Raw genomic sequence first — 25,967 nt, forward strand, 5'->3', positions numbered from 1 at the left:
GGCGAGGGGAGTGCGTTTAGCCCAAGGGACGCGTTAGCCAAGGGATGGTTAGCCCAGAGGCGCGCCGCGCCGCTCGGTCATGGTCAGCGTCGCCGCGAGCGAGATGACGGAAAGCCCGATCAGATACCAGGCCGGGCCCATGTCCCAGTGCTCGCGGCTGACCAGATAGACCGCGACCATCGGCGCGGTGCCACCGGCAAGGCCCACCGAGATGTTGTAGGACAGCGAGAGCGCCGAGCAGCGCGTCGCCGAACGGAACATCTCCACCAGCGCGCAGGGGATCGGCCCGGCATACATGGCGATCAGCACGGCAAAGCCGATCTGGCCGAGCAGCGCGCCTTCCGCCGTGCCGGAATCCAGCAGGCGGAACAGCGGCCAGGACAGCAGCACCATGCCGATGAGGCCGCTGGCGATCATCCATTTGCGCCCGATGCGGTCGGACAGCCCGCCGAACACCGGCGCGAGGATCAGCACCGTGACCATGGAGATGGTGTTGATCTGCAGCGAGAGCCGGGCGGTCAGGTTGTCCACCTGCTGCATGTAGGTCGTGAGGTAGACGAAGATCAGGTAGAAGCTGACGCCCAGCGTCAGGTTCATCAGCAGGGCGCGCAGCATGTTGGCGCTGTCGGTGCGCAGCGCGAGCGCCAGCGGCAGCCCTTCCGTCACCGCGCGGGCCGGGGGCGCCTCATCCTCGCCGATGGAGGCGCGGCGCAGATAGAGCGTGAAGCCGCCGAGCAGGATTCCCGCGAGGAAGGGGATGCGCCAGCCCCAGGCGGTGAGGTCGTCGGTGCTCATCATCATCGCGGTGACCGCGCCCACCGCCGAGCCGAGCAGCGTGCCCGCCGAGGCGCCGCAGCCGGCGAAGGAGGTGATGAGCCCGCGCCGCTCGGCCTTGGCGTTTTCCGCCAGATAGATCGCCGAGGTCGTGTATTCCCCGCCGATGGACAGCCCCTGCAAGAGGCGCATCACCAGCAGCAGCACGGGCGCGGCCGCGCCCAGCGTCGCGTAGGTCGGCAAGAGGCCGATGGCGACGGTCGAGCCGGTCATCAGCGCGGCGGAGATCAGCAGCGCGCGCCGGCGGCCATAGCGGTCGCCGATATGGCCGAACACCACGCCGCCGACCGGGCGCATCAGGAAGGAGGCGGCGAACACGCCGAAGGCCGAGATCAGCCCGACAAAGGCGTCGCTGTCGGGGAAGAAGTTCTTGGCGAAGATCGCGGCGAGGAAGCCATAGGCGGCGAAGTCGTACCACTCCAGCACATTGCCGAGCGCGCCCGCGACCAGGCTGCGCACCGGCGCGCGCCGGGTCGAGCGGAGATCATCGATGCGTCCTGCGTCACTGAATTCGGCGACCGACACCGGCGCGCTCCCTTGCGGCGCCGCCGGAATGGCGGCCTGTGGGCGGCCAGCCTAACCGCCCTCGCCGTTCAGGAACATGGCTTTTCTGCGGGCAGCGTCAGGGAGCGGCCCGGTCGAGCGCCACATCCTCATACCAGGGCTCGCGGTGGCCGGCGATGAGCCGGGCGATGATGCGCGAGGCCATGTAGCTGAAGGTGATGCCGTTGCCGCCATAGCCATAGGCCGCGAACAGGCGCGGATGGCCGGGAACCTCGCCGATCAGCGGCAGGCCGTCGCTGGTGCGGCCGAAGACGCCGGACCAGACCATGTCGGCGGCGATTTCCGCCTGCGGGCGGAGCGTAGCGAGCTTGCCCAGCAGCGCCGCCGCCTTGGCCGGGCCCTTGGCGGCCCGCTCCGGCGCGTCGGTCATGCCGTCCTCGTCCTCGCCGCCGATGACGATGCGCCCGTCGGCGGTCGTGCGCGCGTAGAGATAATCCTCGGAGGCTTCCCAGATCAGCGCGCGCTCGCGCCAGAGCGCGGCGGGTGCCTGCGCGGGGGTCGCCAGCGCCCAGCTCGCGCCGATGTCGTGCAGGTCCGACCGGACGATGTCGGGCAGCACATAGCCGGTGGCGAGAACCACCGCGCCCGCCTCGATGCTGTGGCCGCTGGCGAGCGTCACGCCGGCGCGGCGGCCGAGGCTTTCATAGCGGACCGCCTCGTCATGAAAGAGCCGCGCCCCGCGCGACAGGGCGCGCGTCAGCAGGCCGTGGGCGAGCCGCAGCGGATCGGCCTCGGCCGAGCCGGGCGACAGGAGGGCGCCCTCGCGGGTGATGCCGAAGGTGCCGAGCAGGTCGGCATGGCCGAGGAAGGCGCCGGGCAGCTCGGCGCGGTGGCGCAGCGCCAGCTCGTCCATCAGTGCCCGCGCGCCCACCTCCTCCGCCGCGAGATAGAGCGAGGGGCGGAGCGTGAAATCGCAGGCGATGGCCTGTTCCTGCACGAGGGCGGCCAGCCCCGCGACCGACCGGTAGCTGTAGCGGTAGATGTTGGCGGCCCGTTCGAAGCCGATGCGGTCGGTGAGGAAGCCCAGCCGGCGGTCGATCTCCCACAGCAGCATGGCGGTCGAGGCGACGGTCGAGCCCCGCCCCGGTTCCTCCCGGTCGATGAGCACCACATCATGGCCGAGCGCGGTGAGATGCTCGGCCATCAGCGCGCCGCTGATGCCGGCGCCGACGATCAGCACGTCGCAGGAAATGTTCTGCGCCAGCGGCCGGAACGGGCTGGCGACCCCGTCGCTGTGCCAGGGGGACCGGCCTTCGCGAAGGTCGGATTGCTCGGTGGTCTCGGGATCGAACATGGGGTCTCGCTGCTGGAGGCGATGCGAGAACCCCGGCCGGTGCGAAAGGTTGCGCGGGTCAGCCCGCCGGCGTGCCGCCCGCTTCCGTGGCGAGCCAGGCGGCGCCGCAGGCCTTGGCCAGTTCGCGCACCCGCAGGATGTAGCTCTGGCGCTCGGTCACCGAGATGACGCCGCGCGCATCCAGCAGGTTGAAGACGTGGCTCGCCTTGATGCACTGGTCATAGGCCGGCTGCGCCATGAGGTGGCGGGTCTTGGAGTCATCCTCCCAGCCGGCCTCGAGGTACTTCGCCGCCGCGCTCTCGGCCATGCGGAACTGCTCGAACAGCATGGCGGTGTCGGCGTGCTCGAAATTGTGCCGGGAATATTCCTTCTCGGCCTGCAGGAACACGTCGCCATAGGTGACCTTCTCGTCACCCTCGCGGCCGTTGAAATTGAGGTCGTAGACGTTTTCGACGCCCTGCACATACATGGCGAGGCGTTCCAGACCATAGGTCAGCTCGCCCGCGACGGGGGCGCATTCAAAGCCGGCGACCTGCTGGAAGTAGGTGAACTGCGAGACTTCCATGCCGTCGCACCAGCACTCCCAGCCGAGGCCCCAGGCGCCGAGCGTCGGGCTCTCCCAGTCATCCTCGACGAAGCGCACATCGTGCAGCTTGAGGTCGATGCCGATGGCTTCCAGCGAGGCGAGGTAGAGTTCCTGCAGGTCCGGCGGCGAGGGCTTCAGGATCACCTGATACTGGTAATAGTGCTGGAGCCGGTTGGGGTTCTCGCCATAGCGGCCATCCTTGGGCCGGCGCGAGGGCTGCACATAGGCCGCCTTCCACGGCAGCGGCCCGAGCGCGCGCAGCGTGGTCGCCGGGTGGAAGGTGCCGGCGCCGACTTCCATGTCGTAGGGCTGGAGCACGACGCAGCCCTTGTCCGCCCAGAAGGCATGGAGCGCGAGGATGAGCCCCTGGAACGACTTGTCGGGGCGCATATGCGGCGGCAGCTTGGGATCGATCATCGGGAAGGCCGGCGGTTGGCGGGAAAAATCGCGCGCAACCTAGGCCGCGCGGGGGCGGGGATCAAGGTGGCGGGGCCTGTTCCGCGCAGCGTCCCGCGGGACGTCATCCTGAGTTGCCCGGTCAGCGGCCGGGCCGCGCCCGCTTGCCGTCATCCCGGACGGCCGCAGGCCGATCCGGGATCGTGAGCCGGATGGAGAGCGATCCCGGCTCTACGGCTGCGCCTCCGGCCGGGATGACGGTGGGCCTGCGGCCGGGATGACGGTAGACCCCACCGGTTCCCGCCCTCGGCAAAACCGACTATCACTCCCCCCATGCCCGACCTCGCCCCCGAATCGCCCGTCTCCAACGCCCCCGACTGGACCGTCTCGGAACTCTCCGGCGCGCTCAAGCGCACGGTGGAGGATGCGTTCGGCCATGTGCGGGTGCGCGGAGAAATCTCCGGCTATCGCGGGCCGCATTCCTCGGGCCACGCCTATTTCAGCCTAAAGGACCAGAACGCCCGCATCGACGCGGTGGTGTGGAAGGGCGTGTTCGGCCGGCTCAAGCTGCGGCCCGAGGAAGGGCTGGAAGTGGTCGCCATCGGGCGCATCACCACCTTTCCCGGCAAGTCCTCCTACCAGATCGTCATCGAGCAGCTGGAATTCGCCGGCGCCGGCGCGATCATGGCGATGCTGGAGGAGAGGAAGCGCCGGCTCGGCGCCGAGGGCCTGTTCGCGCCCGAGCGCAAGCGCCGCCCGCCCTTCCTGCCGCGCGTCATCGGCGTCGTCACCTCGCCGACCGGCGCGGTGATCCGCGACATTCTCCATCGCCTCGCCGATCGTTTCCCCCGCCATGTGCTGGTCTGGCCGGTGCGGGTGCAGGGCGACACGTCCGGGGCGGAAGTCGCCGCCGCCATTCGCGGCTTCAACGCGCTTCCCGCCAACGGTCCCATTCCCCGCCCGGACGTGCTGATCGTCGCGCGCGGCGGCGGCTCGCTGGAAGACCTCTTGGGCTTTTCCGATGAGGCTGTGGTGCGGGCGGCGGCGGAAAGCGCCATCCCGCTCATTTCCGCCGTCGGTCACGAGACCGACGTGACGCTCATCGACTTCGCGGCGGATGTGCGCGCCCCGACGCCCACGGCGGCGGCGGAAATGGCGGTGCCGGTGCGCGGCGAGCTGATCGCCGGCATTGAGAGCCTCAAGGCCCGGCTCACCGGCGCGCTGGTGCGCGGCACGGAGCGCCGGCGCACCGATCTGCGCTCCCTCGGCCGCCTGCTGCCGAGCGCCGATGCGCTGCTCGCCGGCCCACGCCAGCGGCTGGACCTCGCGAGCGGGCGCCTGCCGCGCGCGCTGAAAGCCAATGCCGGCGCGCATCGCCTGCGCCTCACCCGCGCCGAGGCGCGCTTCTCGCCGCAGATGCTGGCGACGGCGCTGGGGCGGCGGCGCGAGCGGTTGATGCTGGTCGCCCCGCGCCTGCCCCTCTCGCTCACCGGAAATACCGGTACGCACCGCAAGCGCCTGTCGCGCCTCGAAACCGGGCTCGGCCTTGCCGCGCAGGCCCAGCGCAACCGGCTGGAGCGCGGCCGCGACCGGCTCGCCGGCCTTCTCGACCGGCTGCACCGCTGCCACCTGCAAAGCCGGCTCGACCGCGAGCGGCGGCTGGAGCGCGCCAGCCGGCTGCTCGACGCGCTGTCCTATAAGGGCGTGCTGGAACGCGGCTTCGCGCTGGTGCGCGATGGCGAGGGCACGCCGCTCCACGCCGCGGCGGCGGTCAGCGCCGGGCAGGCGCTGGAGATCGAGTTCCGCGACGGCCGCGTGGCGGCGACCGCAGGCGAGGGGCTTGCCCCGTCCGATCCCGGCACGCCCCCGCCCGCGCGCGCCCCGCGCAAGGCAAAGTCGTCACGCTCCTTGCCGGACGCGACCCGCCAACCCACCTTGTTCGGCAATTAGCCGCTTCTCGCCGGTTGCCCCCTCGCTTGCGGGAAGGGCGGCCGATCCTTATTGTCGGGTAAAGCCGACCAACCGCATGAGCGGAAGCATGAACCGCTTCGAACGTTTTTCTGCCTCCGGCGAAGCCGAGGTGCGCTATCTCGACGGCGACTTCCGGGTCGTGCGTCCCGGCACCTTCGTGCGCTGCGCCGTGACCGGCCAGTCCATCCCGCTCGACGAGCTCCGCTACTGGAGCGTCGATCTGCAGGAAGCCTATGCGACGCCGCAGGCGGTGCTGGCGCGCCTGCACCCGGATCGGCTCAAGTCCAGCTGACGTCCCGCTGACGCCCGTTCAGTCGACGCGCAGGGCGCTCGCCATCAGCCGGTCGAGCGTCTTGGCGCTGCTCGGCTCCAGCGCCAGCCGCACCGGCAGAACCTCGCTCATTTCCAGCAATCCCCGCCCGGCCTCGGTGCTGGCGAGCCGCGCCGCGTCCTTTTCCGTGGTGACGAGCAGCAGGTCCGCGCGCGCCGCCTGCACCTGAAGCTCGGCGATCTCACCGGGCGTGAACACATGGTGGTCGGGGAAGGCGCGGGTGACCGTGGTGAGCACGCCGAGCGTGCGCAGCGTGTCGAAGAACTTGGCCGGGCGGCCGATGCCGGCATAGGCCAGCACGCGCCGGCCGAACAGCCGGGCGACCGTGTGCGCATCCGGCGCGAGGCGCCCGCGCAGCACATGGATGCCCGCCGCATAGCCGTCGCGCGCCACGCGCTCGCCCGGCGCGCCCTCGCCGACGATCAGCAGCGCCTGCGCCCGGTCGAGCTGCGGGCGCAGCGGCGCGCGCAGCGGACCCGCCGGCAGGCACAGCCCGTTGCCGACGCCGACCCCCGCATCGACCACGAGGATGGACAGAGTCTTGGCGATGGCGGGGTTCTGGAAGCCGTCATCCATCAGCACGATATCGGCGCCGCTCTGCGCCGCCATCTGCGCGCCGAGCAGCCGGTCGCGCGCCACATAGGTCGGCGCGGCGCGGGCGAGCAGCAGCGGCTCGTCGCCGACATCGGCGGCGGTGCTGCCGCGCGGATCGACCCGCAGCGGCCCGCGCTCGCGCCCGCCATAGCCGCGCGTGACGATGACCGGGGTGTGCTTCTGCGCCAACAGCCGCCGCGCGAGCTGGATCACCGTCGGCGTCTTGCCGGCCCCGCCCACCGTCGGGTTGCCGACGCAGATCACCGGCACGCCGATGGCGGTGCCGGCGGTGCGCAGCCGCGCCAGCGTCACCCCGCCGACCAGGGCGCCGAGCGGCGAGAGCAGATGCGCCGCCAGCGTGGGGTCGCGTTGCCACCAGAACTTCGGCGCCTGCATCCTTCAGCGCCTTTCGAGACGGATCTGCACCAGATAGGGGTCGATGGCGACCAGCGTGCGCCCCAGCGCCCCGCCGAAGCTGTCGATGGTCGCCTGTCCGTCGCGGATCATGCGCTCGCGCGCCGCCGTGTCCTTCAGCAGGGTGAAGGCGGTGGCGGCCAGCGCGCGGGCGTCCTCCACCTGCACCGCGCCGCGATTGGCGTCGAGCTCGCTGTAGAGATCGCTGAAATTGGTGGTGTGCGGGCCGTGCAGGATGGCCATGTCGAGCTTGATCGGCTCGATCGGGTTCTGCCCGCCCTTGCGGGCCAGCGAACCGCCGAGAAAGGCGACGGCGCCGAGCCGGTAGAACAGGCCGAGCTCGCCGATCGTGTCGGCGACATAGATCGCGGTGCCCTTGTCGGGCAGATAGCCGTCGCTGCGCAGCACCGCCGGGCAGCCGGCCTCATTGGCGAGGCGCGCCACCTCCAGCCCGCGCTCGGGATGGCGGGGGGCGATGATGGTGAGCAGGTTCGGAATTTCCGCCGCGAGGCGCTGATGCGCCTCGATCAGCACCTCCTCCTCGCCCGGATGGGTGGAGGCGGCGACGAACACGGTGCGCCCGGTGGAGGCGGCGCGGAGCTGGTCGAAGGCGACGAGATCAACCGGCGGCGGGGGCGAGTCGAATTTCAGATTGCCGGTCACCGCCACGCGCGGCGCGCCGAGGCCGCGCAGCCGCTCGGCATCGTCCGGCGCCTGCGCGAGGCACAGATCGACCCGCGCCAGCAGCGCGCCGACGCTGCCGCCCACCTTCTGCCAGTTGGCGAAGGATTTCGGCGACATGCGCGCATTGACCAGCACCAGCGGCGTGCGCCGGGCATTCACCTCGATCAGCAGGTTCGGCCACAGCTCGGATTCGACCAGCAGCACGAGGTCCGGCCGCCAGTGCTTGAGGAAGCGGCGCAGAAAGAGCGGGGAATCCAGCGGCACGAACTGGTGCACGATGTCCGGTGGCAGGCGTGAGGCGGCGAGCCGGGCCGAGGTCACCGTGCCCGAGGTCAGCAGCACCTTGAAGCCGCGCGCCCGCAGCTTGTCCATCAGCGGCAGCACGGCCAGCATCTCGCCGACGCTCGCGCCATGCACCCAGACCAGCGGCCCCTTGGGGCGCGGCAGCCCGGCCCGGCCGAAGCGCTCGCGCAGCCGCGCCGGTTCCTCCTTGCCGCGCTTCAGCCGGCCGATCAGCATCAGCCGGACAAAGGGCGTGGCCAGCCAGGTCGCCAGCCGATAGCCGCGGATGAGGAAGGTCGAGCGGGCCTTAGCCATTGGGCGTTCCGGCGCCGGCATCCCGGCCGGCGCTGGCCGGTGCGGGCCGCCCGACCAGCGCCTCGGCGCGCGCGGTGGCTTCCTCGAGCTGGCGCTGCAGCTCGCGGCGGGCGGCCTCCAGCTCCTGCGGCCCGGCATCCGCCGGCACCAGCACGCCATCGCCCGCCACCACGGCGGCGCGGCCGAAGGGCAGATGGATCGCCGCGCGGTCCCAGCTCTTCGCCAGGATGCGGCGCGAGGTGGCGATGGCGACGGGATAGATCGGCCGGCCGGAATGCTTGGCGATGGTGATGACGCCGAGCCCGGCGATGCGGGAGATCTTCGGCACATCCGCCGTCATCGCGACATTGGTGCCTTCCGACAGATGGCGGATCATCTCCAGCGTCGCGTTGAACCCGCCCTTGACGCGGAAGTCGCGCCCCTGCGCGCCCGAGCCGCGCACCGTGCCGATGCCCAGCGCCTCGGCGGCGATGGCGTTCACATCGGCATCGGCGCTGCGCGAGATCATGACACGGGCCCGGTGATACGGCTTCACCAGGAACGGGGTGAGGAAATGCTGCCCATGCCAGAAGGTCAGGATCATCGGCAGTTGGGCATCGGCCAGATCATAGAGATTGGCCGGCTCCATCACCACGCGCTGGGTACGCCAGACGAAACGCAGATAGCCGGCCATGCTCCGGCCGAGCACGGTCCGCACTGTCTGCGACGTGCGCAGTCTACGCCACATTGTCCGGGGCCGCAGCGTCAGCGCGCGGCCGGGCTGGTCTCGGGATCCAGCAGGCGATGCAGATGGACGACGAAATAGCGCATCTGGGCATTGTCCACCGTCTGCTGCGCCTTGGCTTTCCAGGCGGCATGGGCGGTGGCGTAGTTCGGAAAGATGCCCACGACGTCGAGCTTGTCGAGATCCTTGAAGGTGACGCCGTCAAGGCTTTCGAGTTCGCCGCCGAAAACCAGATGAAGAAGCTGAGGGGTGGTCATGAGCCCAGTCTGCTGCCGTTGTTTCCGATCCGGGTAGCTCGCCCGCGCGGATTCCGTCGCCGCGCCCTCAGCGCACGGCATCCATCAGCGAGGGATGCAGCAGCGCGCCGGACGACACCAGCGCTCCATGGCGCGGTATCGGAGCGTTGTAGGCGAGCGGAAGCCCGTCGAGGGTGGTGAGGCGTCCCCCTGCTTCGTGCACCAAAAGGTCGGCGGCGGCAAGGTCCCAGTCGTTACCATTGGGCGAGGCGAAGGCGGCATCGAGCTCGCCGGTGGCGACGCGGGCGATGCGCAGGGCGAGCGAGCGGATCCGCTGCACCCGGTGGGCGGTGCCCGCGCGGTCGATATGGTTGAGGAAGGGCACCGGCCCGTCGACGCGCGCCCCGGCAAGATTCGGCGCCTGCGAGGCCTCGATCGCCCGCCCGTTGCGGGTCGCCCCGCCGCCGCGCACGGCGATGAACAGTTCTTCCGTCACCGGGGCGAACAGCGCGCCGGCGATGGGGCGGCCATCCTCCACCAGCGCGGCCTCGACGCACCAGTCCGCCCCGCCGGCCATATAGGCGCGGGTGCCGTCGATCGGATCGACGATCCAGACCCGGCGGCGCGTCAGGCGCGAGGGCTCGTCCACCGTCTCTTCCGACAGCCAGCCATAATCCGGGCCGATGAGGCTGAGCCGCTCGCGCAGCATCAGGTCGACGGCCAGGTCCGCCTCGGTCACCGGCGAGTCATTGTGCTTCGACCAAGACTTCACCCCGTCGCGGAACATGGCGACCGCCACGGCGCCGGCGGCGACCACGGCTTCGGCAAGGTGCCCTGCCGCGACGGCCGGATCGGCCAGCGGATCAGCCAGTGGGGCGTGCGGCGGGGTTGGGCGGTCGGCGGCGTTCTCGCTCATGCCGGGGGCTTAAGCGCAGCGGCGGGCGCTGGCAACCGCCAGATGAGCATGGAGGCCCCGCGCGGCAAGCTTCCGTCAAGCATAGCGGGCGGAAGTGGCTGTGCTTCCGGCGCGAAGAAACGGTCAACCATGTCCCTTAAGCCGGAAGCGAGGGGTCGAACGTTAGCTTGCCGATACGACCGGGGCCGTCAGAGCCTGAAAACCGGCAGGGATTACGATGATGCGTCCATTCCGAGCGGCGGCGCGAGCTGCCGAGCCGATCTTTCCCTATGTCTGCCTGGAACGCCCGCGGGCGGCGACCGACTGGCCGCTGGTGTTCCAGTCGATCGACCCCCCCGCCGACAATGGCGTGCGCCGGGTAGAGCTGCATCCTGACCATCTGGTGCTGCGCCGGCGCACGGCTGGCGTGCCGATGAAGCTCACTCTGCCGCTCGCGGCCTATCAGGGCCTCGCGGTCGCGCTGCTCGACCCGCAGGGCGAGGATGAGGGCGTCGCCATCGTGCTGGTCCATGCCGATCCGGCGCTGTCGGTGACGCTCTATTCCGCGCCGCATATCGACGATGTCGTCGCCGAATGGCGCGGCTGGAGCGCGGCGCTCGGCCTGCCCATGCTGGTGACGGAAGCCGACGGTACCCGCCGCCCGGCCTATGGCATGATCGGGCGCGTCACGGTCGCCACGCCCCGGCTGCGCCGGCGCGGGCGCGGCGCGCTCAAGCACCGCCGCCCGACCATGCTGCGCCGCCGTGCCGCCGGCCGTCCGCTCGGCGATCTCGACGTGCATCGTGGCGAGCGCGAGCTGATCGCGCGGGACTGACGCGGCCCTTGGGCGCGCGCCGCCATGGTGCTGCTGCAATGGCGGGACATGACACGGGCATTCCGTCACCCCGCGCGTTGCAGCGCCGTCGCGTTCGAGACCCATCATGACGAACAGGCTGTCCCTCGCTTTCGCCGCCTTGCTGCTGGCGTCGACCGTTGCCTCCGCCAGCCCCTGCACCCAGGCCGCCGACGACACGCAGGCGGCGCTCGACCGGATGATCGCGGATCTCGCCGCCGGCGGCCCGCCCGCGCCGGAAAGCGACGCGGCGCTGCTTAGCCATGACCCCTCGCCGTCCAGCATGGCCAAGGTCGAGGCGGAGATCGGCGATGGCGTGAAGCCGGAAATCGCGCAGAAGGCGCTGGAGCGCGCCCGCGCCGCCGCCGCCGCCGGCAATGAGGATGGCTGCCAGAAAGAGGTCGCCGCCGCGCGCGACGCCATCGGGCTGCAGTAGCGGCCGGCCTGCAGGAGCGGTTCAGTCGCCGCCGGAGCGGCCGACCGGATGGATGAGGTGGCCGTGAAACGCCCAGGCGGTCAGCGATAGCCCCGCCAGCAGCACCGCGCCGCTGATGAGCGCCCGGCTGAGGCCGGCGGCGTCCAGCATCAGGGCGCCGATGCCGGCACCCACGACGAAACAGCCCCAGGAGCCCGCATAGGCGATGGCCTCGGCCGGCTTGCTCGTGCCCTTGGACAGCCGCGCCAGCGACTGGCCGAGGCCGAACAGCGCCCCGGTGACGAAGCTCTTGCCGATATCGGCGCCGGCGATGATCTGGTGCACGCTGTTCTGCATGCCCATCGCCACGGCCACCGGCACCAGCGAGGACACGCCGAGCCCGGCGGCGGTGAGCCCGGCCGCCAGCGCGAACAGCGCCACCTCGACGCCGAGAATGCTCACCAGCTTCCAGTCACCGGTGGCATCGGCCACCCGCGTGCCGACAAAGGCGCCGAGCACGAAGCTGGCGATGATGGTGGCGGTGAGCCCGGCGAGATCCCAATGGGCGTTGGCGATCTGGATGCCGAGGCGCGTGCTGTTGCCGCTCATGAAGGAGAGGAACAGTCCACCCAGATGCGCATAGCCGACCGCGTCGACAAAGCCGGCGATCAGCGTGGCCAGGCTGGCGAAGATGAGCGGGCGATAGGCCGTGGGCATGGCGGAGAATTCAGCTCGGCGAAGAAAAGGGCGCTCGAGGCGCCCCTTTCGATGCGATACGGCGCGCGCGGCGCCGGGCGGGCAGGCGACGATGCCGCCTCATCCGGCCGATCCGAGGTGAGCCGGATCAGGCCGGACGCGATCCGGGGATCACGCGATATCAGGGGCAGACGTGGGTCCAGCCGCCACCCCAGTTGCGGCGCCAGAAGCAGCCGGGACGCTCCGGCGGGCCCCAGGCGCGGGCATAGGGCGGCACGGTGCCGTAGGTCCAGTTGGGGCGCCACCAGCAGTGCCACACGCCGCAGACCCAGCGCACATTCTCGGTGAGCTGGATGGAGGGCATGGCGGTGCCGAGCGCCGGGCCGGCGACCGCGGCGTGCGCCGAGGTGCCGCCAAGGCCGGCGGCCGCGAGGGTGGCCGCGCCGACAGCGAGGCCGAGAAGGTTCTTGCGCAGGGATGAGGAGAAGGCCGCGAAACGGTTCCGCATGGAACGCTCCCGAGGATGTGACCAGACGGGTCAAACTATCACGGGCTTTGCGGCCCGGCACGCCTAAGTCCATGCCAAGGCGAAAATTTCTTGAACATGGTTTCTTCTCAGCCGGCTGGATTTCGTCCCGCCGGCTCCCTTAAGCTCACGGACAAACGCGCCCTGACGCGCCGGAGGTAACGCCATGCGCTCGAAGATCATCGGCACCACCCTGCCCGTGCTCGAAATCTATCTGGAAGCCGGCGAAAGGGTGGTCGGCGTGCCCGACCAGCTTTCCTGGATGTCCGGCGACATCGCCATGACCACCTCGACCGCCGTGGGCGGCGGTGGGGGTGGCGGCCTGTTCGGGCTGGTCAGCCGCGCGGTCTCCGGCGGCGGGCTGTTCATGACCGAGTTCGCCGCCCAGCGCGGGGCGGGCAATGTGGCCTTCGCCGCCAAGCTGCCGGGCACCATCATCGAGGTCGAGGTGACGCGCGAGCGCGGCTATCTCGTCCACCGCCACGGCTTTGTCTGCGGCACGCCGGGGGTCGAGATCGCCTCCGCCTTCCAGCAGACGCTGGGCGGGGCGGTGTTCGGCGGGGAGGGCTTCATCCTCCAGCGGCTCTCGGGCGACGCCAAGGCCTGGATCGAGGTCGGTGGCGAGATCGTCACCTATGATCTCCAGCCCGGCCAGTTCCTCATGGTGCATCCCGGCCATGTCGGCTTTTTCGAGGACAGCGTGTCCTTCGAGCTCACCGCCATTCGCGGCGTGCGCAACGCGCTATTCGGCGGTGACGGGCTGTTCCTGGTGAAGCTGTCCGGCCCCGGCAAGGTGTGGCTGCAGACCCTGACCGCGCCGGGCCTTGCCCACACGATCAGCCATTACCTGCCAGCCAAGCAGGGGTGAGAGGCGCGAGCGTCAGCTCAGCAAAGCCAGCCCGACCACGCCCCCGCCGAGCACGAAGATGGCGGGGTTGACCTTCTTGACGAAGAACACGCCGAGGAACACCGCCACCGCGATGGCGACGGTGAGCGCGCCGTCGATCGCCGTCTTGGCGATGGAAATGGCGCCCGCCGCCATCAGCCCGACCACCAGCGGCGCCATGCCCTTCTGCAGCGAGGCGCGCCAGGGCGAGCCCTCGAAATGGTCCCAGACCCGCGAGGCGCCCCAGGAGATGATACCCGCCGGCACGAAGAAGCCGAGAAAGGCCAGCAGCGCGCCGGTATAGCCGGTGACGTGATAGCCGATCACCATCACCATCAGCATGTTCGGGCCCGGCACCACCTGGCCGAGGCCATAGATGTCGCGGAACTGGTCGTCATTCAGCCAGTGATGGGTTTCCACCACCAGCGCCTTGGTTTCCGGCAGCACCGCCGCGCCGCCGCCGACCGCGAGCACCGAGAGCAACGAGAAGACCGCGAGGACGGAGAGGTTCTCATTCATTCGCCGGTCTCCGGTGGCACGTCCTTGCGGGGGCGATAGATGAACACCGCTGCCGGGCCGACGGTGATGAGCACCCAGACCAGCGAGATGTGCAGCACGCTCACCATCAGCACGGTGACAGCGATGATGGCGGCGTCGATCAGCCCGCCGAACTGCTTGCGGCCGATCTGCACGGTCACCGCGGTGAGCATGCCCACCGCCGCGGCGCCAACGCCGACCAGCGCGGCGTTGACATAAGGATTATGCGCGTTCGAGGCGTAGAGCACGCCGAGCAGCATCACCAGCGCCGCGCCGGGCAGGGTGATGCCGAGAAAGGCGATGATCGAGCCGGGCACGCCGCGCAGCCGGTCGCCGACGATGATGCTCATATTGGTCGCGTTGAGCCCCGGCAGCGCCTGCGAGATCTCCAGCGCCGACATGAAGTGCTCCTCGTCGAGCCAGCGCTTCTTCAGCACCAGCCCGGCGCGCAGATAAGCGACGACGCCGCCGCCGAAGCTGGTGGCGCCGATGACCAGGAAGGTGACGAAAATCTCCCACAGCGAGACGTCGCGCGGCAGGCTGTAGCCGCCGGCATCCTCCGCCGGGGCGGGCTCGACGGTGCCGCTCATCGCCGCGGGCTCACTCGTGGCTTTCCGCGAGCTGCTTGCCGAAATTATAGACCAGCGAGGTCTTGGTGGTGCCGAGCTGCACCCATTCCGGCGCCTCGTTCTGGATCGCCTTGAAGAATTCCTCGGAGCGGGTGCGGGCCTTGGCGTGGAGCTGGTCATAGCGGTCGAACTTCGCCTGGAAGGCGAATTCGCCGATGATCGAGCTCTCGGTCGCCCGGTCGCGCCACACGGCGATGGTCGCCTTGGCGACCAGCCCGTGGCCGAAATCGAAGGAGCCGACATTCACCTGCACCTCTTCGACCGGCAGGTTGTTCACCAGCGAGACCTTGTCGTCATTATGCGAGTCGCAGCGCTCGCCAATGGCCGGGAAGACGCGGGAGATGCGCTCCAGCCCCTCGTCGAGGATGAGGCCGGGCGAGAGCAGCACGCAATTATGCGAGTAGAGCGAGCGCATGCCGCCGAGGCTGTCCTTCAGCGGCAGCAGCTCTTCCTTGAACTTGATGTTGGCCGTGCCGCTCAGATGCGGCGTGACATCGACGCTCGCCGCCGTATCGAAGTCGGCATGGCGGAACTTGAAAGTCAGCTCGTGCTCGGGATCGGGCCAGCCATCGGTGTAGAAGGTGCGTTTGCGCAGGATGAAGGCGTGCCGGTAAAGATTGTAATCCGGCGTATCGTAGAACAGCACCTCGCGCACATGGCGCTTGAAGCCGTCCTTGTTCGTGGTCACGCCGACCTTGAACTCGGGGGCAATGAGGCCCAGTTTGTGCCAGTAGACCTCGAACTGGTGCGGGTCAAAGAAACGCTCCGGCCGCAGCAGGATCTTGTATTCACGGTAGTGAATATCGTCCATCGAACGCCTCGCACGCGCCGGTCCGGGACCGGCAGGGGGATTACGAGCCCGGTATGATGTCACCTTGGAGCGGGCTGCGCCAGAGCCCTGCGCGACCCGGTGGACTGTCCCGCCGGATGGTTTCATCCGGTTGTGAAGATCGCTAGGATTTACGCCTAGTCGCGATGTGTCACAAGAGCGTCGCCGGGACGGTGCAAGGCCGAACACAGCTTGAACCGGGGGACCAGTCCATGGTCCAACCCGCCCGACCATCCGCCGTCGCCGACGCCCCTCACGGGTAGCCGCAAGAAGAGAGATCGTCCCATGCCGTCCAAGCTCGACCAACTCCGCTCCATGACCGTCGTCGTCTCCGATACCGGCGACATCGAGACGGTCCGCCGGCTCAAGCCGCAGGACTGCACCACCAACCCGACCCTGCTGCTCAAGGCGGCGGAGATGCCGGCCTATGCGCCGCTGGTCGACGAGGCGATCGCATGGGGCCAGACCCAGAGCGGGGCGCGCGAGGCGGTGGTGGACGCCACCTGTGACCGGCTGGCGCTGAATTTCGGCGCCGAGCTCTCCAAGATCGTGCCCGGCCGCGTCTCCACCGAGGTGGACGCCGACCTCTCCTTCGACACGCAGGCGACGCTCGCCAAGGCGCGGCGCTTCATCGCCGATTACGAGGCGCGCGGTGTCGGCCGCGAGCGCATCCTCATCAAGATCGCCTCGACCTGGGAAGGCATCCGCGCCGCCGAAGTGCTGCAGAAGGAAGGCATCGACTGCAACCTGACGCTGCTCTTCTCCATGGCGCAGGCGGTGGCGGCGGCCGATGCCGGCGCCTTCCTCATCTCGCCCTTCGTCGGTCGCATCCTCGACTGGCACGTCAAGGCGGGCGAGGGCCCCTTCACCTCGGAGACCGATCCGGGCGTGAAGTCGGTGCGCGAGATCTACGCCTATTACAAGACGCACGGCATCAGCACCGTGGTGATGGGCGCCTCCTTCCGCAACACCGGCGAAATCGAGGCGCTGGCGGGCTGCGACCGGCTGACCATCGGCCCCTCGCTGCTCGACGACCTCGCCAAGGATGAGGGCGTGCTGGAGCGCAAGCTCGACCCGGCGAAGATCGACGTGACCCCCGCCAAGATCGTGCTCGACGAGAAGGCCTTCCGCTTCGCCCTCAACGAGGACGCGATGGCGACCGAGAAGCTGTCGGAAGGCATCCGCCAGTTCGTCAAGGATCTGCGCACGCTGCGCGGGCTGGTCGCCAAGCGGCTGGAAGGCGCGAAGGCCGCCTGATAGAGGAGGGCCCCGCCCGCCTCATCGCACCCGAGAGGAGGGCTCCCGCCCTCCTCGTTTCGTTCAGGAGGAGGGCTCCCGCCTTTCTCAGCCACGTTGCCGCTTATGCTCCCCATTGATCCGGCCTTTGCCGCCGCCGCCGTCCTCGCGGCCTTCTGCGTCGGCATGGGCAAGGGCGGCGTGCCGATGATCGGCACGCTCTCCGTGCCGATCATGGCGCTGGTCATGCCGCCCATCGCCGCCGCCGGCCTGCTGTTGCCGGTCTATGTGGTCAGCGACATGTTCGGCGTCTGGGCCTATCGGCGCGAATTCTCCCGCCGCGTGCTCGCCATCGTCATTCCCGCCGCCGCCATCGGCATTGCCATTGGCTGGGCGACCGCTTCCATCGTCACCGATGCGATGGTGGAGGTGATCGTCGGGCTGATCGGCCTCGCCTTCTGCCTCGTGCGCTGGTTCGGCAATGTCGGGGCGACGCCGCGCCCGGCCGATATTCCACGCGGCCTGTTCTGGGGCGCGGTGTCCGGCTTCACCAGCTTCGTCACCCATGGCGGGGCGCCGCCCTACCAGATGTATGTGCTGCCGCAGCGCCTGCCGAAAATGGTCTATGCCGGCACCACCACCATCGCCTTCGCCGCCATCAACGCGATGAAGCTCCCGCCCTATTGGGCGCTCGGCCAGCTCAACCCGTCCAATCTCAAGATCACCGCCGCGCTGATGCCGGTGGCGATCCTCGCCACCTTCGCCGGCGTCTGGGTGACGCGCCGCCTGCCGGAGAAGCTGTTCTACCGGCTGATCGTGGTCGCGCTGTTCCTGCTCTCGCTGAAGCTCTTGTGGGACGGCACGCGCGGCATGCTCGGGATCTAAACCCGGTCGGCGCCGCGCGTGAAAAACACCGCGCTCCAGAAGCCGGCGGCGACCACCAGCGCGGCGAGGATGATGGCGGTAAGCACCGCGTCATAGGAGCCGGTCAGGGTCCACAGCCCCGCCATGCCGACGGGGGCCAGCGCCCGCGCGATGGTGGCGGGCACGGCCATCGCCCCGTTCACCGCGCCATAGGCCCGCCGCGTCAGCATTTCCGGCACGACGAGGCCGCGCACGATGGTGGTGATGCCGTTCACCGCGCCGAACACCATGCCGAACAGCGCCACCCAGACGAAGTCCGGCGGCATGAATTCCAGCGCCAGGAAGGCCACCGGGAACTCCGCGACGGCGAGCGCGCCAACAAGGCGCATCGGCGCGCGCGGCGCCAGCACCCAAAGCGCGATGCGCCCGGTCACCTGCGCCGGGCCGATGATGGCGATGGCGCTCACCACCGTATGCGTGTCGAAGCCGCGCTCGATCAGCAGCGGGTAGGCGTGGAAGGTGAAGCCCGAGAACACTACCGCATAGGCGGTGAAGGCGATGGCGAGCGCCCAGAAGGCGGGCTGGCGCATCACCTCGGCGATAGCCGAGCGGCCGGGCGCTTCGTCCTGCGGGCGCGGCGGGGCGATGGGCGCGTCCGCGCGCGGGTCGATCACGACGAAGTTCAGCACCGCCGCGACTAGAATGTTGATCGCGCCGAGGATCATCAGCGTGTCGCGCCAGCCCACCGCGTCGAGGAGAAGCTGCACCAGCGGGATGAAGACGGTGGAGGCGAAGCCGCCCCACAGGGTCAGCGCGGTGATGCCGCCGCGCGCCTGAAGCGGGCCGACGCGGCGCGCGACCACGGCGAAGGCGGGGTCGTAGAGCGTTGCCGCCTGCATGGCGCCGATGCCGGCGACCGCGAGGTAGAACAGCGCCATGCTTTCGGCCTGGGACCACAGCATGAACAGCAGCCCCGCCAGCACCGAGCCGCCGGCCATGATGAGCCGGCCATAACCGGCATCGATGCCCGCGCCGACCGGATAGGCGACGAGGCCGGCGAGCGCGAGGCCGAGCGTCGCCGCGCCATAAAGCTCGGCCTTGGACCAGCCAAGCTCGACCCCCATGGCCTGCGCGATCAGCGGGAAGCTGTAATAGAGCGTGCCCCAGGAAATCACCTGCCCGACGCCGAGCCCGGTGATGAACAGGCTGCGCCCGCCGGGGGGCCGGTGCGGGGCGGCGGCGGCGGCGCTCATGGAAGATCTCGGGCTCAGGCCGCCGGGCGCAGCAGGGAATGGACGAGGTTGACCCAGTAGCTGGCGCCGATCGGCAGCAGCGCGTCGTTGAAATCATATGCGGCGTTGTGCAGGTTCGGTCCCGGCCCGCTGGCCAGGCACACATAGGCGCCGGGCACCGCCTCCAGCATGTAGGCGAAATCCTCCGCCGCCATGATCGGCTCGAAATCCGTCACCACCTTGTCGGCGCCGACCGTGGCGCGGGCGGCGGCGAAGGCGGTCTCCAGCTGGGTCGGCCAGTTCACCGTCGCCGGGTAGCGCCGCTCATAGCGGATCTCGGCGTTTGCTCCCTGCGCGGCGCAGACGCCCTCGACGACCGCACGGAAGCGCGTCTCAATGAGGTCGCGCACCTCTTTGGCGAAGGTGCGCACCGTGCCGCGCAGCACCACCTCGTCGGGAATGACGTTCCAGGTGTCGCCGCCATGGATCTGCGTGACGGTGACGACCGCCGCCTCCTGCGGGCTCACCGAGCGGGCGACGATGCTTTGCAGCTGGGCGACGATGAGCGAGGCCGCCAGCACCGGGTCGATGCCGCGCTGGGGCATGGCGGCATGGGCGCCGCGCCCGATCACCTTCACCTCGAAAATGTCGAAGGCGGCGAACATCGGGCCATGCCGGCCGAGCACCGTGCCGAAGGGGGCGTTCGGCCAGTTGTGCAGGCCATAGACCTGATCCATCGGGAAGCGCTCGAACAGGCCCTGCTCGACCATCACCTTGCCGCCGCCCTCATTTTCCTCGGCCGGCTGGAAGATGAAATGCACCGTGCCGGCGAAATCCGGGTTCGCCGCCAGATGCCGGGCGGCGCCGAGCAGCATGGTCATGTGCCCGTCATGGCCGCAGGCGTGCATCTTGCCCGGCGTGTCCGAGTGGTAGGGCAGGTTGGTGGCTTCCAGAATGTCGAGCGCGTCCATGTCGGCGCGCAGGCCGATGGAGGGGCCGGCGCCCCGCGTGCCCTTCAGCGTCGCCACCAGACCGGTGCCGGCAAGGCCGCGCACCACCGGCAGGCCGAAGCTCTCCAGCCGCTCGGCGACAAAAGCGCTGGTGCGGTGCTCCTCGAAGGCGGTTTCCGGCATCGCGTGCAGCGTGCGCCGCCACTGGGTGAGTTCCCCGGCCTGCGCCGCGAGCGCAGGAACAATGCCGGCCTGTGACTGCTGTTCGCTCATGCGTCCGCTCGCCCTGCGGGGTGCCCGCCGCCTGTATGGCGCGGGCGGGCGGACGAGACAAGCGCGCGGGGGTGGCGTTTGCGCAGGACCGATCTGTCCTGTCTGCAGGGCGGTACTGCGCGGGGGAACCTTGGCGCGCGGCGGCGGTTGACGGCGGGAATCAGGCGCCGCCCCGCGCGACCCGGAGACCCGACCACCATGCCGCAGCTCGCCGAAGACATGATGGAAAACGCGCTCGCCGAGCGCCCGACGCCGGTCAAGGCCTCCCCGCCCGCGCCGCTGTCGGAAGGGCCGGTGCTGCGGCCGGGCCGCAATGTCTGGCGCATCGAGCACGCCCCGCGCGCCGCAATCATCGCCGATGGCGCGAATTATTTCGGCGCGCTGCGCCGCGCGCTGATCGAGGCGCGCGAGACCATCCACATCGCCGGCTGGGATCTCGACAGCCGCATGAAGCTGGTCGGCCCGGAGGGCACCGCCGATGACGGCCTGCCGGAGACGCTCGCCGCCTTCCTCTCGGCGCTGGTGGCGCGCAACCCGCGCCTGCGCGTGCGGCTGCTGCTGTGGGACTATTCCGTGCTGTTCGCCTTCGAGCGCGAGCTGACGCCGATCTATTCCTTCCTGTGGTCCACCCCGCCGCAGATCGAGCTGTGCCTCGACGATTCGCTCCCGCTCGGCGCCTCGCACCACCAGAAGATCGTGGTGATCGACGACGCCATGGCGTTTTCCGGCGGGCTCGACCTCACCCGCCGGCGCTGGGACACCAGCGACCATGTGCCGGACGACCCGCGCCGGATCGACCCGACGGGCGCGGCCTACGCCCCGTTCCATGATGTGCAGATGGCGGTCGATGGCGCCGCCGCGTCCGCCCTCGGCCGGCTTTTTCGCGACCGCTGGAAGCGCGCGGCCTGCGAGCGCCTGCCCCCGCCCCGCCGGCGCGTCACCACTGACCGCTGGCCCGAGGGGCTGGCGCCGGATTTCCGCGACATCGGCATCGGCATTTCCCGCACCCTGCCCGCCTTCGAGGCGGAGCCGGAGGTGCGCGAGGTCGAGGCGCTGTTCTTCGACATGATCGACAGCGCCGAGCGCCAACTCTACCTCGAGAATCAGTTCTTCACCTGCGAGCGCTTCACCGAGCGGCTGATCGCGCGGCTGCGCGAGCGGCCCGCGCTCGAAGCCATCATCGTCGTGCCGCAGGGCTACCGCAGCTGGTTCGAGCACCAGTCCATGGGCGCCGGCCGCGCCCGCGTGCTGCAGCGGCTCGATGCCTCCGGCGTCGCCGACCGCGTGCGCGTCGTCTTCCCGCAGGTGGAGGGCGAGGGCGAGGGTGACGCGGCGTCGGCCCCGATCATGGTGCATTCCAAGGTCACCATCGTCGACGACCGGCTGCTGCGCATCGGCTCGGCCAATCTGTGCAACCGCTCCATGGGCTTCGACAGCGAGTGCGACCTCGTGATCGACGCCGATGACGCGGATGAACGCGCGGCCGTGCTCGCCGTGCGCGACCGCATGCTCGGCGAGCATCTCGGCCTTTCCGCCGAGGAGGTCGGCGCCGCCATCGAGCGCGCCGGCTCGCTCACCGCCCTCATCGACAACGCCGCGCCCGCCAAGGGGCGCCGTCTCGTGCCGGTGCCGCGCGAGGGCGAGGCGGACATGCTGATCGGCATCGATTCCCTCGCCGATCCCGTCGAGCCGATCTATGAGGAGCGCCCGGAAGAGGCCGCCCGCAACCCGCGCAAGCGCTGGCTGGTGGCGCTCGGCGTCGCCGCGCTGGTGGTGGTGGGGCTGCTGATCGCCTGGGCCTATTCCCCGCTCTCCGAGCCCGAGCGCATCATCGCCGCGCTGGACAGCATCGCCCACCGGCCCTGGGCGCCGGCCTTCATGGTCGGTGTCTTCATCGTTGCCGGTTTCCTCATCTTCCCGGTCTCGGTGCTCATCGTGGCCACCGTCGCTTTGTTCGGCGGCTGGACCGGGGCGCTGATCGCCGGCATCGGCGCCATGGCGAGCGCGCTCGCCACCTATGGCATCGGCCGCCGGCTGGGTTCCGGGCTGGTGCGCCGCTTTATCGGCCCGCGCATCAACCGCATCCGCCGCCGCCTCACCGAAAGCGGCGTGCTGGCGGTGGCGACGGTGCGCATGGTGCCGGTGGCGCCCTTCACCGTGGTCAACCTCGTCGCCGGCGCGGCGGGCGTGCGCTTTCTCGACTACACGGCGGGCACCGCGCTGGGGCTGCTTCCCGGCCTCGTCGTGCTCACCGCGCTCGGCCGGCAGATCGTCGATGTCATCAGCCAGCCCTCGCTGGGCAGCGTCGCCATGCTGGCCGGCTTCGTCGTGCTGTGGATCCTGGTCTCGCTCGGCCTGCAAATGCTGGTGGCGCGGATGCGGGGCCGCGCGTGAACGCCGTGCAGCCCCGTCCCTCGGCCGCGACGCTGAAGGTGATGAGCTGGAACATCCATGGCGGGGTCGGGCCGGATGGCGCTTTCGACCTCGACCGCATCGCCGCGCTGATCGCCCGCCACAAGCCGGATATACTTGCCCTTCAGGAGATCGACACGCGTGGGCGTGGCATTGAGTGCCTCGCCCCGCTGGAGGGGCTCGGCATCGGCCATTTCACCGAGGCGCGCACCATCGTCGCGCCGGACGGGCATTACGGCCACGCCCTGTTCTCGCGCTGGCCGACGCGGGCCGTCGAGCTGCACGACCTCTCCGTGCGCCGGCGCGAGCCGCGCATCGCGATCGAGGCGCAGGTGCTGACGCCTTCGGGCCCGCTGCATGTGGTCGCCGTCCATGTCGGGCTGGCGATCGGCGAGCGGCGCCGGCAGGTGATGACGCTCGCCGCCATGGCCAAGCGCCGCCGGCCGCTGCCGACGGTGATGATGGGGGATTTCAACGACTGGTTCTCCTTCGGGCTGGTGACCCGCACGCTGACCCGCGTGCTGCCCGAGCGCACCGAGCTGCGCAGCTTCCCCGCCCGCTGGCCGGTGATGCGGCTCGACCGTATCTATGGCAGCCATGAGGGCATGATCGCGCGAGCCTGGACCGACCGCGAGGCGCGCTTCGCCTCCGACCACCTGCCCGTCATCGCCGAGATCCGCCTGCCGTCGGGCACGGCGGCGTGGGAACCCGCGGGCGAGGGGGACGTTGCCCCGGACTGGTGGCAGACCGGAGGCTCAGTCCATGGCGCCGCAACTGACTCCCGACAACCCGTCTCCCTCACCGATCCCGCCGGGAGGCCCGCCCCTGCCGGGGCCGGCCCCGACGCCGGAACCGATCCGCGACCCGGTGCGCCCGCCGGTGCGTGATCCGGAGGTGCCCGCCATTCGCGACCCCCGGCCGCCCGTCATCAGCGACCCGCCGCCCGCGCCGCCCGTTCCAGGCGAGCGCCCGACCCCCGGTCCCGACCAGCAGCCGACGCAGATGTGAAGGGGGCGGTGAGCCGCGTGCGGCGGGGGTGAATGAGACGCGCTTGCCTGCACACATTCGTCCACCTCCTCGTACACATCGTCCACCTGACTGCACTGACTGGTCATCCGGTTCGATGTGTGCAGCCTGTCGCGGTGTTCCGATCCTGCGGATATTACGGTTAATAAATCCGGGAACGGCCCGTCTCCTCGTGTGTTGTTCTGCCAGAAGCTGCCGGTGCGAGCTCCTAATACCGCGCGCGATGGCGGTAGAACCAAGCCATTCAGGAGGAAAATACAATGGGTCTGTTTTCCAAGGACATCCAGACGATGGACGATCTGTTCGTCCATCAGCTTCAGGATATTTACTACGCCGAGAACAAGATCGTGAAGGCTTTGCCGAAGATGATCGACAAGGCAACCGATCCGCAGCTCAAGGCAGATTTCACGGGCCATCTCACCGAGACCAAGAATCACATCGTGCGCCTGGAAGAAGTTTTCCGGCTTCACGGCGTAGAAGTGAAATCCGTTACTTGTCCGGCGATCGACGGGATCATCGACGAGGCCGAGGAGGTCGCCGGCGAGGTGGCCGATAAGCAGGTGCTCGACGCCGCCCTGATCGCCGCCGCGCAGGCGGTCGAGCATTACGAGATGACCCGCTACGGCACGCTGGCCGCCTGGGCCAAGCAGCTGGGCCGGCCTGACTGCGCGAGCATCCTCGAAAAGACCCTTGCCGAGGAAAAGAACGCCGATTCCAAGCTGACCCAGCTTGCGGAATCCAAGGTCAATCTGCGCGCTGCCGAGTAAGGCAGGTGGCAGATGACGGTGGCGGGAGGGCTTGTCCCTCCCGCTACAGCCGCGTTCGGTTTCCCGAACAATCATGGAAGGAGGCTGTCATGCCCGCAAAATCCAAGGCCCAGCAGAAAGCGGCCGGCGCCGCCCTCGCCGCGAAGCGCGGTGACATGCCGGCGCGTGCGCTCAAGGGTGCCTCGAAGTCGATGGAGCAGTCGATGAGCGAGCGCCAGCTTGAGGAACTCGCCGCCACGCCCCGCACGGGCAAGCCCGACCATGTCGATGACCGCAAATCCTGAGGTCATGCCGCCCGACGATCCGAGGAGATCCGCGATGACCGCCCATTACCCGAAGCCGCCTTTTGCCGAACAGCCCCAGCCCATGCCCGGCATGACCGCCAGCATGCAGCCCCGCCCGGACCATGGCGAGGAGAGCTATAAGGGCTCCGGTCGGCTCCAGGGCAAGCGCGCGCTCATCACCGGCGGCGACAGCGGCATTGGCCGCGCCGTCGCCATCGCCTATGCCCGCGAAGGCGCGGATCTCGTCATCTCCTACCTCAATGAGGGCGACGACGCGGCGGAGACCCAGCGTCTGGTCGAGGAGGCCGGCCGCCGCGCTATCCTCGTGCCCGGGGATATCCAGCACGCCGACCACTGCCGCGAACTGGTGGAAACCGCGCAGCGCGAGCTCGGCGGCATCGACATCCTCGTCAACAATGCCGCCCATCAGGCAAGTTTCGAGACGATCGAGGATATTTCCGACGAGGAGTGGGAGCTGACCTTCCGCGTCAACGTCCACGCCATGTTCTACATCTGCAAGGCGGCAGCGCCGCACATGGAAGAGGGCGGCTCGATCATCAACACCGCCTCGATCAATTCCGACAAGCCGAGCCCGAACCTGCTGGCCTATGCCACCACCAAGGGCGCGATACAGAACTTCACCGCCGGCCTCGCCCAGATGCTGGCGGCGCGCAATATTCGCGTGAACGCGGTGGCGCCGGGGCCGATCTGGACCCCGCTGATCCCCTCGACCATGCCGCCGGAAAAGGTGAAGCATTTTGGCGAGCAAGTGCCGATGAAGCGGCCGGGCCAGCCGGCCGAACTCGCCACCGCCTATGTGATGCTGGCCGATCCGCTCTCCAGCTATGTGTCGGGCGCCACCATCGCGGTGACCGGCGGCGCGCCGATGATCTGACGCGGGCGATGATGGGCGGGAACGCGCGCCGCGCGCGGGCGTTCCCCTCGGTCCCGTCATGTGGACGGCCGAGTGGATGTCAATGAGCCCCCGCAGCACGTCCGGCGCCCCGCGCCGCTCCTTCTTCACCCGTTTCTCGCAATGGATCTCGCTTCAGACCGGCAAGCCCGTGGTTTTCGCGGGCGCGCTCGGTCTGATCGTGCTGTGGGGCGCCAGCGGGCCGCTCTTCGGCTTCGGCGATACCTGGCAGCTGGTGATCAACACCTCGACCACCATCATCACCTTCCTGATGGTGTTCGTCATTCAGAACAGCCAGAACCGCGACACCGCCGCGCTGCACATCAAGATCGACGAGCTGATCGCCAAGAACGACCGCGCGCGGCGTATCCTGCTCGATCTCGAGGAGCTGGATGACACCGCTCTCGAGCGGATCCGCCGGGAATATGAGGAACTCGCCCGCCGCGAGCGGGAGAGCGGCGCCACCGCCGACGGCAAACCGGCGGTTCCGCCCGGCGACTGAGCGGCGCGGTTGCGACG

28 protein-coding genes are annotated in these 25,967 nt (G+C 69.6%); 13 read left to right on the forward strand and 15 right to left on the reverse strand.

Annotation, left to right across the window (positions count from 1 at the left end):
- Positions 1–48: 48 nt before the first annotated feature.
- From AncyloWKF20_RS17165 to AncyloWKF20_RS17175, 3 genes are all read right to left on the reverse strand, one after another.
- Positions 49–1,359, reverse strand: coding sequence for an MFS transporter (locus AncyloWKF20_RS17165; protein WP_279315188.1), 1,311 nt, complete (start codon positions 1,357–1,359; stop codon positions 49–51).
- A gap of 97 nt (positions 1,360–1,456) precedes the next feature.
- On the reverse strand, positions 1,457–2,692 hold the full coding sequence (locus tag AncyloWKF20_RS17170) for an FAD-dependent oxidoreductase (protein ID WP_279315189.1): 1,236 nt from the start codon (positions 2,690–2,692) through the stop codon (positions 1,457–1,459).
- Between the two features lie 58 nt (positions 2,693–2,750).
- Positions 2,751–3,695 (reverse strand): glycine--tRNA ligase subunit alpha, encoded by a 945-nt coding sequence (locus AncyloWKF20_RS17175; RefSeq protein WP_279315190.1) that lies wholly within the window; start codon positions 3,693–3,695, stop codon positions 2,751–2,753.
- A gap of 312 nt (positions 3,696–4,007) precedes the next feature.
- Here AncyloWKF20_RS17175 and xseA point away from each other — a divergent pair, with 312 nt between their 5' ends.
- Both xseA and AncyloWKF20_RS17185 read left to right on the forward strand, forming a co-directional pair.
- On the forward strand, positions 4,008–5,624 hold the full coding sequence (gene xseA / locus AncyloWKF20_RS17180) for an exodeoxyribonuclease VII large subunit (protein WP_279315191.1): 1,617 nt from the start codon (positions 4,008–4,010) through the stop codon (positions 5,622–5,624).
- 88 nt (positions 5,625–5,712) lie between these two features.
- Entirely contained in the window at positions 5,713–5,937 is a 225-nt protein-coding gene (locus AncyloWKF20_RS17185) for a DUF2093 domain-containing protein (protein WP_267584296.1), read from the forward strand.
- A gap of 18 nt (positions 5,938–5,955) precedes the next feature.
- On the opposite strand, the gene lpxK is transcribed toward AncyloWKF20_RS17185, so the two are convergent.
- The 5 genes from lpxK to AncyloWKF20_RS17210 form a co-directional block, all read right to left on the reverse strand.
- Complete coding sequence (gene lpxK / locus AncyloWKF20_RS17190; RefSeq protein ID WP_279315192.1) at positions 5,956–6,966, reverse strand: tetraacyldisaccharide 4'-kinase; 1,011 nt, start codon at positions 6,964–6,966, stop codon at positions 5,956–5,958.
- A gap of 3 nt (positions 6,967–6,969) precedes the next feature.
- A complete protein-coding gene (locus tag AncyloWKF20_RS17195; RefSeq protein WP_279315193.1) occupies positions 6,970–8,265 on the reverse strand; it encodes a 3-deoxy-D-manno-octulosonic acid transferase in 1,296 nt (431 codons plus the stop codon).
- Complete coding sequence (locus tag AncyloWKF20_RS17200) at positions 8,258–8,953, reverse strand: lysophospholipid acyltransferase family protein (RefSeq protein ID WP_279315194.1); 696 nt, start codon at positions 8,951–8,953, stop codon at positions 8,258–8,260. The genes AncyloWKF20_RS17195 and AncyloWKF20_RS17200 overlap by 8 nt, the downstream gene beginning before the upstream one ends.
- A gap of 56 nt (positions 8,954–9,009) precedes the next feature.
- Positions 9,010–9,246: a DUF4170 domain-containing protein gene (locus AncyloWKF20_RS17205; protein ID WP_279315195.1), complete on the reverse strand. Its 237-nt coding sequence runs from the start codon at positions 9,244–9,246 to the stop codon at positions 9,010–9,012.
- A gap of 67 nt (positions 9,247–9,313) precedes the next feature.
- Positions 9,314–10,141 carry a 3'(2'),5'-bisphosphate nucleotidase CysQ gene (locus AncyloWKF20_RS17210; protein WP_279315196.1) on the reverse strand — a complete coding sequence of 276 codons (828 nt, stop codon included), beginning with the start codon at positions 10,139–10,141 and terminating at the stop codon, positions 9,314–9,316.
- Between the two features lie 217 nt (positions 10,142–10,358).
- Here AncyloWKF20_RS17210 and AncyloWKF20_RS17215 point away from each other — a divergent pair, with 217 nt between their 5' ends.
- Both AncyloWKF20_RS17215 and AncyloWKF20_RS17220 read left to right on the forward strand, forming a co-directional pair.
- Positions 10,359–10,955, forward strand: coding sequence for a DUF6101 family protein (locus tag AncyloWKF20_RS17215; RefSeq protein WP_279315197.1), 597 nt, complete (start codon positions 10,359–10,361; stop codon positions 10,953–10,955).
- Between the two features lie 106 nt (positions 10,956–11,061).
- Positions 11,062–11,409, forward strand: a complete 348-nt coding sequence (locus AncyloWKF20_RS17220) for a hypothetical protein (protein WP_279315198.1) — start codon at positions 11,062–11,064, stop codon at positions 11,407–11,409.
- Between the two features lie 21 nt (positions 11,410–11,430).
- On the opposite strand, the gene AncyloWKF20_RS17225 is transcribed toward AncyloWKF20_RS17220, so the two are convergent.
- Together AncyloWKF20_RS17225 and AncyloWKF20_RS17230 are read right to left on the reverse strand one after the other, a co-directional pair.
- Positions 11,431–12,105: a YoaK family protein gene (locus AncyloWKF20_RS17225; protein WP_279315199.1), complete on the reverse strand. Its 675-nt coding sequence runs from the start codon at positions 12,103–12,105 to the stop codon at positions 11,431–11,433.
- A 160-nt stretch (positions 12,106–12,265) separates the two neighbouring features.
- On the reverse strand, positions 12,266–12,592 hold the full coding sequence (locus tag AncyloWKF20_RS17230; RefSeq protein ID WP_279315200.1) for a hypothetical protein: 327 nt from the start codon (positions 12,590–12,592) through the stop codon (positions 12,266–12,268).
- Positions 12,593–12,776: 184 nt separating this feature from the next.
- Between AncyloWKF20_RS17230 and AncyloWKF20_RS17235 the strand changes: the two genes are divergently transcribed.
- Positions 12,777–13,478 (forward strand): AIM24 family protein, encoded by a 702-nt coding sequence (locus AncyloWKF20_RS17235; RefSeq protein WP_279315201.1) that lies wholly within the window; start codon positions 12,777–12,779, stop codon positions 13,476–13,478.
- A 12-nt stretch (positions 13,479–13,490) separates the two neighbouring features.
- Here AncyloWKF20_RS17235 and AncyloWKF20_RS17240 read toward each other — a convergent pair whose 3' ends face one another.
- Genes AncyloWKF20_RS17240 through AncyloWKF20_RS17250 form a run of 3 tightly spaced genes read right to left on the reverse strand, consistent with a single transcriptional unit; the run spans position 13,491 to position 15,473 of the window.
- The gene (locus tag AncyloWKF20_RS17240) at positions 13,491–14,015 is read right to left on the reverse strand and encodes a chromate transporter (protein WP_279315202.1); all 525 of its coding nucleotides are present in this window, start codon (positions 14,013–14,015) and stop codon (positions 13,491–13,493) included.
- Positions 14,012–14,623 carry a chromate transporter gene (locus AncyloWKF20_RS17245; protein ID WP_279315203.1) on the reverse strand — a complete coding sequence of 204 codons (612 nt, stop codon included), beginning with the start codon at positions 14,621–14,623 and terminating at the stop codon, positions 14,012–14,014. The genes AncyloWKF20_RS17240 and AncyloWKF20_RS17245 overlap by 4 nt, the downstream gene beginning before the upstream one ends.
- Positions 14,624–14,633: 10 nt before the next feature.
- Positions 14,634–15,473: a hypothetical protein gene (locus tag AncyloWKF20_RS17250; RefSeq protein ID WP_279315204.1), complete on the reverse strand. Its 840-nt coding sequence runs from the start codon at positions 15,471–15,473 to the stop codon at positions 14,634–14,636.
- 303 nt (positions 15,474–15,776) lie between these two features.
- Here AncyloWKF20_RS17250 and tal point away from each other — a divergent pair, with 303 nt between their 5' ends.
- Positions 15,777–16,748 (forward strand): transaldolase, encoded by a 972-nt coding sequence (tal, locus tag AncyloWKF20_RS17255; protein ID WP_279315205.1) that lies wholly within the window; start codon positions 15,777–15,779, stop codon positions 16,746–16,748.
- Between the two features lie 105 nt (positions 16,749–16,853).
- Entirely contained in the window at positions 16,854–17,612 is a 759-nt protein-coding gene (locus AncyloWKF20_RS17260) for a sulfite exporter TauE/SafE family protein (RefSeq protein WP_279315206.1), read from the forward strand.
- On the opposite strand, the gene AncyloWKF20_RS17265 is transcribed toward AncyloWKF20_RS17260, so the two are convergent.
- Complete coding sequence (locus AncyloWKF20_RS17265; protein ID WP_279315207.1) at positions 17,609–18,844, reverse strand: MFS transporter; 1,236 nt, start codon at positions 18,842–18,844, stop codon at positions 17,609–17,611. The genes AncyloWKF20_RS17260 and AncyloWKF20_RS17265 overlap by 4 nt on opposite strands.
- 14 nt (positions 18,845–18,858) lie before the next feature.
- Positions 18,859–20,046 (reverse strand): M20 family metallopeptidase, encoded by a 1,188-nt coding sequence (locus AncyloWKF20_RS17270; protein WP_279315208.1) that lies wholly within the window; start codon positions 20,044–20,046, stop codon positions 18,859–18,861.
- A gap of 198 nt (positions 20,047–20,244) precedes the next feature.
- Between AncyloWKF20_RS17270 and AncyloWKF20_RS17275 the strand changes: the two genes are divergently transcribed.
- The 6 genes from AncyloWKF20_RS17275 (at position 20,245) to AncyloWKF20_RS17300 (ending at position 25,950) form a co-directional block, all read left to right on the forward strand.
- On the forward strand, positions 20,245–22,440 hold the full coding sequence (locus tag AncyloWKF20_RS17275) for a VTT domain-containing protein (protein ID WP_279315209.1): 2,196 nt from the start codon (positions 20,245–20,247) through the stop codon (positions 22,438–22,440).
- The gene (locus AncyloWKF20_RS17280) at positions 22,437–23,345 is read left to right on the forward strand and encodes an endonuclease/exonuclease/phosphatase family protein (RefSeq protein ID WP_279315210.1); all 909 of its coding nucleotides are present in this window, start codon (positions 22,437–22,439) and stop codon (positions 23,343–23,345) included. The genes AncyloWKF20_RS17275 and AncyloWKF20_RS17280 overlap by 4 nt, the downstream gene beginning before the upstream one ends.
- 399 nt (positions 23,346–23,744) lie before the next feature.
- Positions 23,745–24,251 (forward strand): ferritin-like domain-containing protein, encoded by a 507-nt coding sequence (locus tag AncyloWKF20_RS17285; protein WP_279315211.1) that lies wholly within the window; start codon positions 23,745–23,747, stop codon positions 24,249–24,251.
- An 89-nt stretch (positions 24,252–24,340) separates the two neighbouring features.
- Positions 24,341–24,535 (forward strand): DUF3008 family protein, encoded by a 195-nt coding sequence (locus tag AncyloWKF20_RS17290; protein ID WP_279315212.1) that lies wholly within the window; start codon positions 24,341–24,343, stop codon positions 24,533–24,535.
- A 34-nt stretch (positions 24,536–24,569) separates the two neighbouring features.
- Positions 24,570–25,430 carry a glucose 1-dehydrogenase gene (locus AncyloWKF20_RS17295; RefSeq protein WP_279315213.1) on the forward strand — a complete coding sequence of 287 codons (861 nt, stop codon included), beginning with the start codon at positions 24,570–24,572 and terminating at the stop codon, positions 25,428–25,430.
- A gap of 76 nt (positions 25,431–25,506) precedes the next feature.
- Positions 25,507–25,950 (forward strand): low affinity iron permease family protein, encoded by a 444-nt coding sequence (locus AncyloWKF20_RS17300; protein ID WP_279315214.1) that lies wholly within the window; start codon positions 25,507–25,509, stop codon positions 25,948–25,950.
- Positions 25,951–25,967 lie beyond the last annotated feature (17 nt).

The organism is Ancylobacter sp. WKF20, from assembly GCF_029760895.1.
GTDB lineage: Bacteria > Pseudomonadota > Alphaproteobacteria > Rhizobiales > Xanthobacteraceae > Ancylobacter.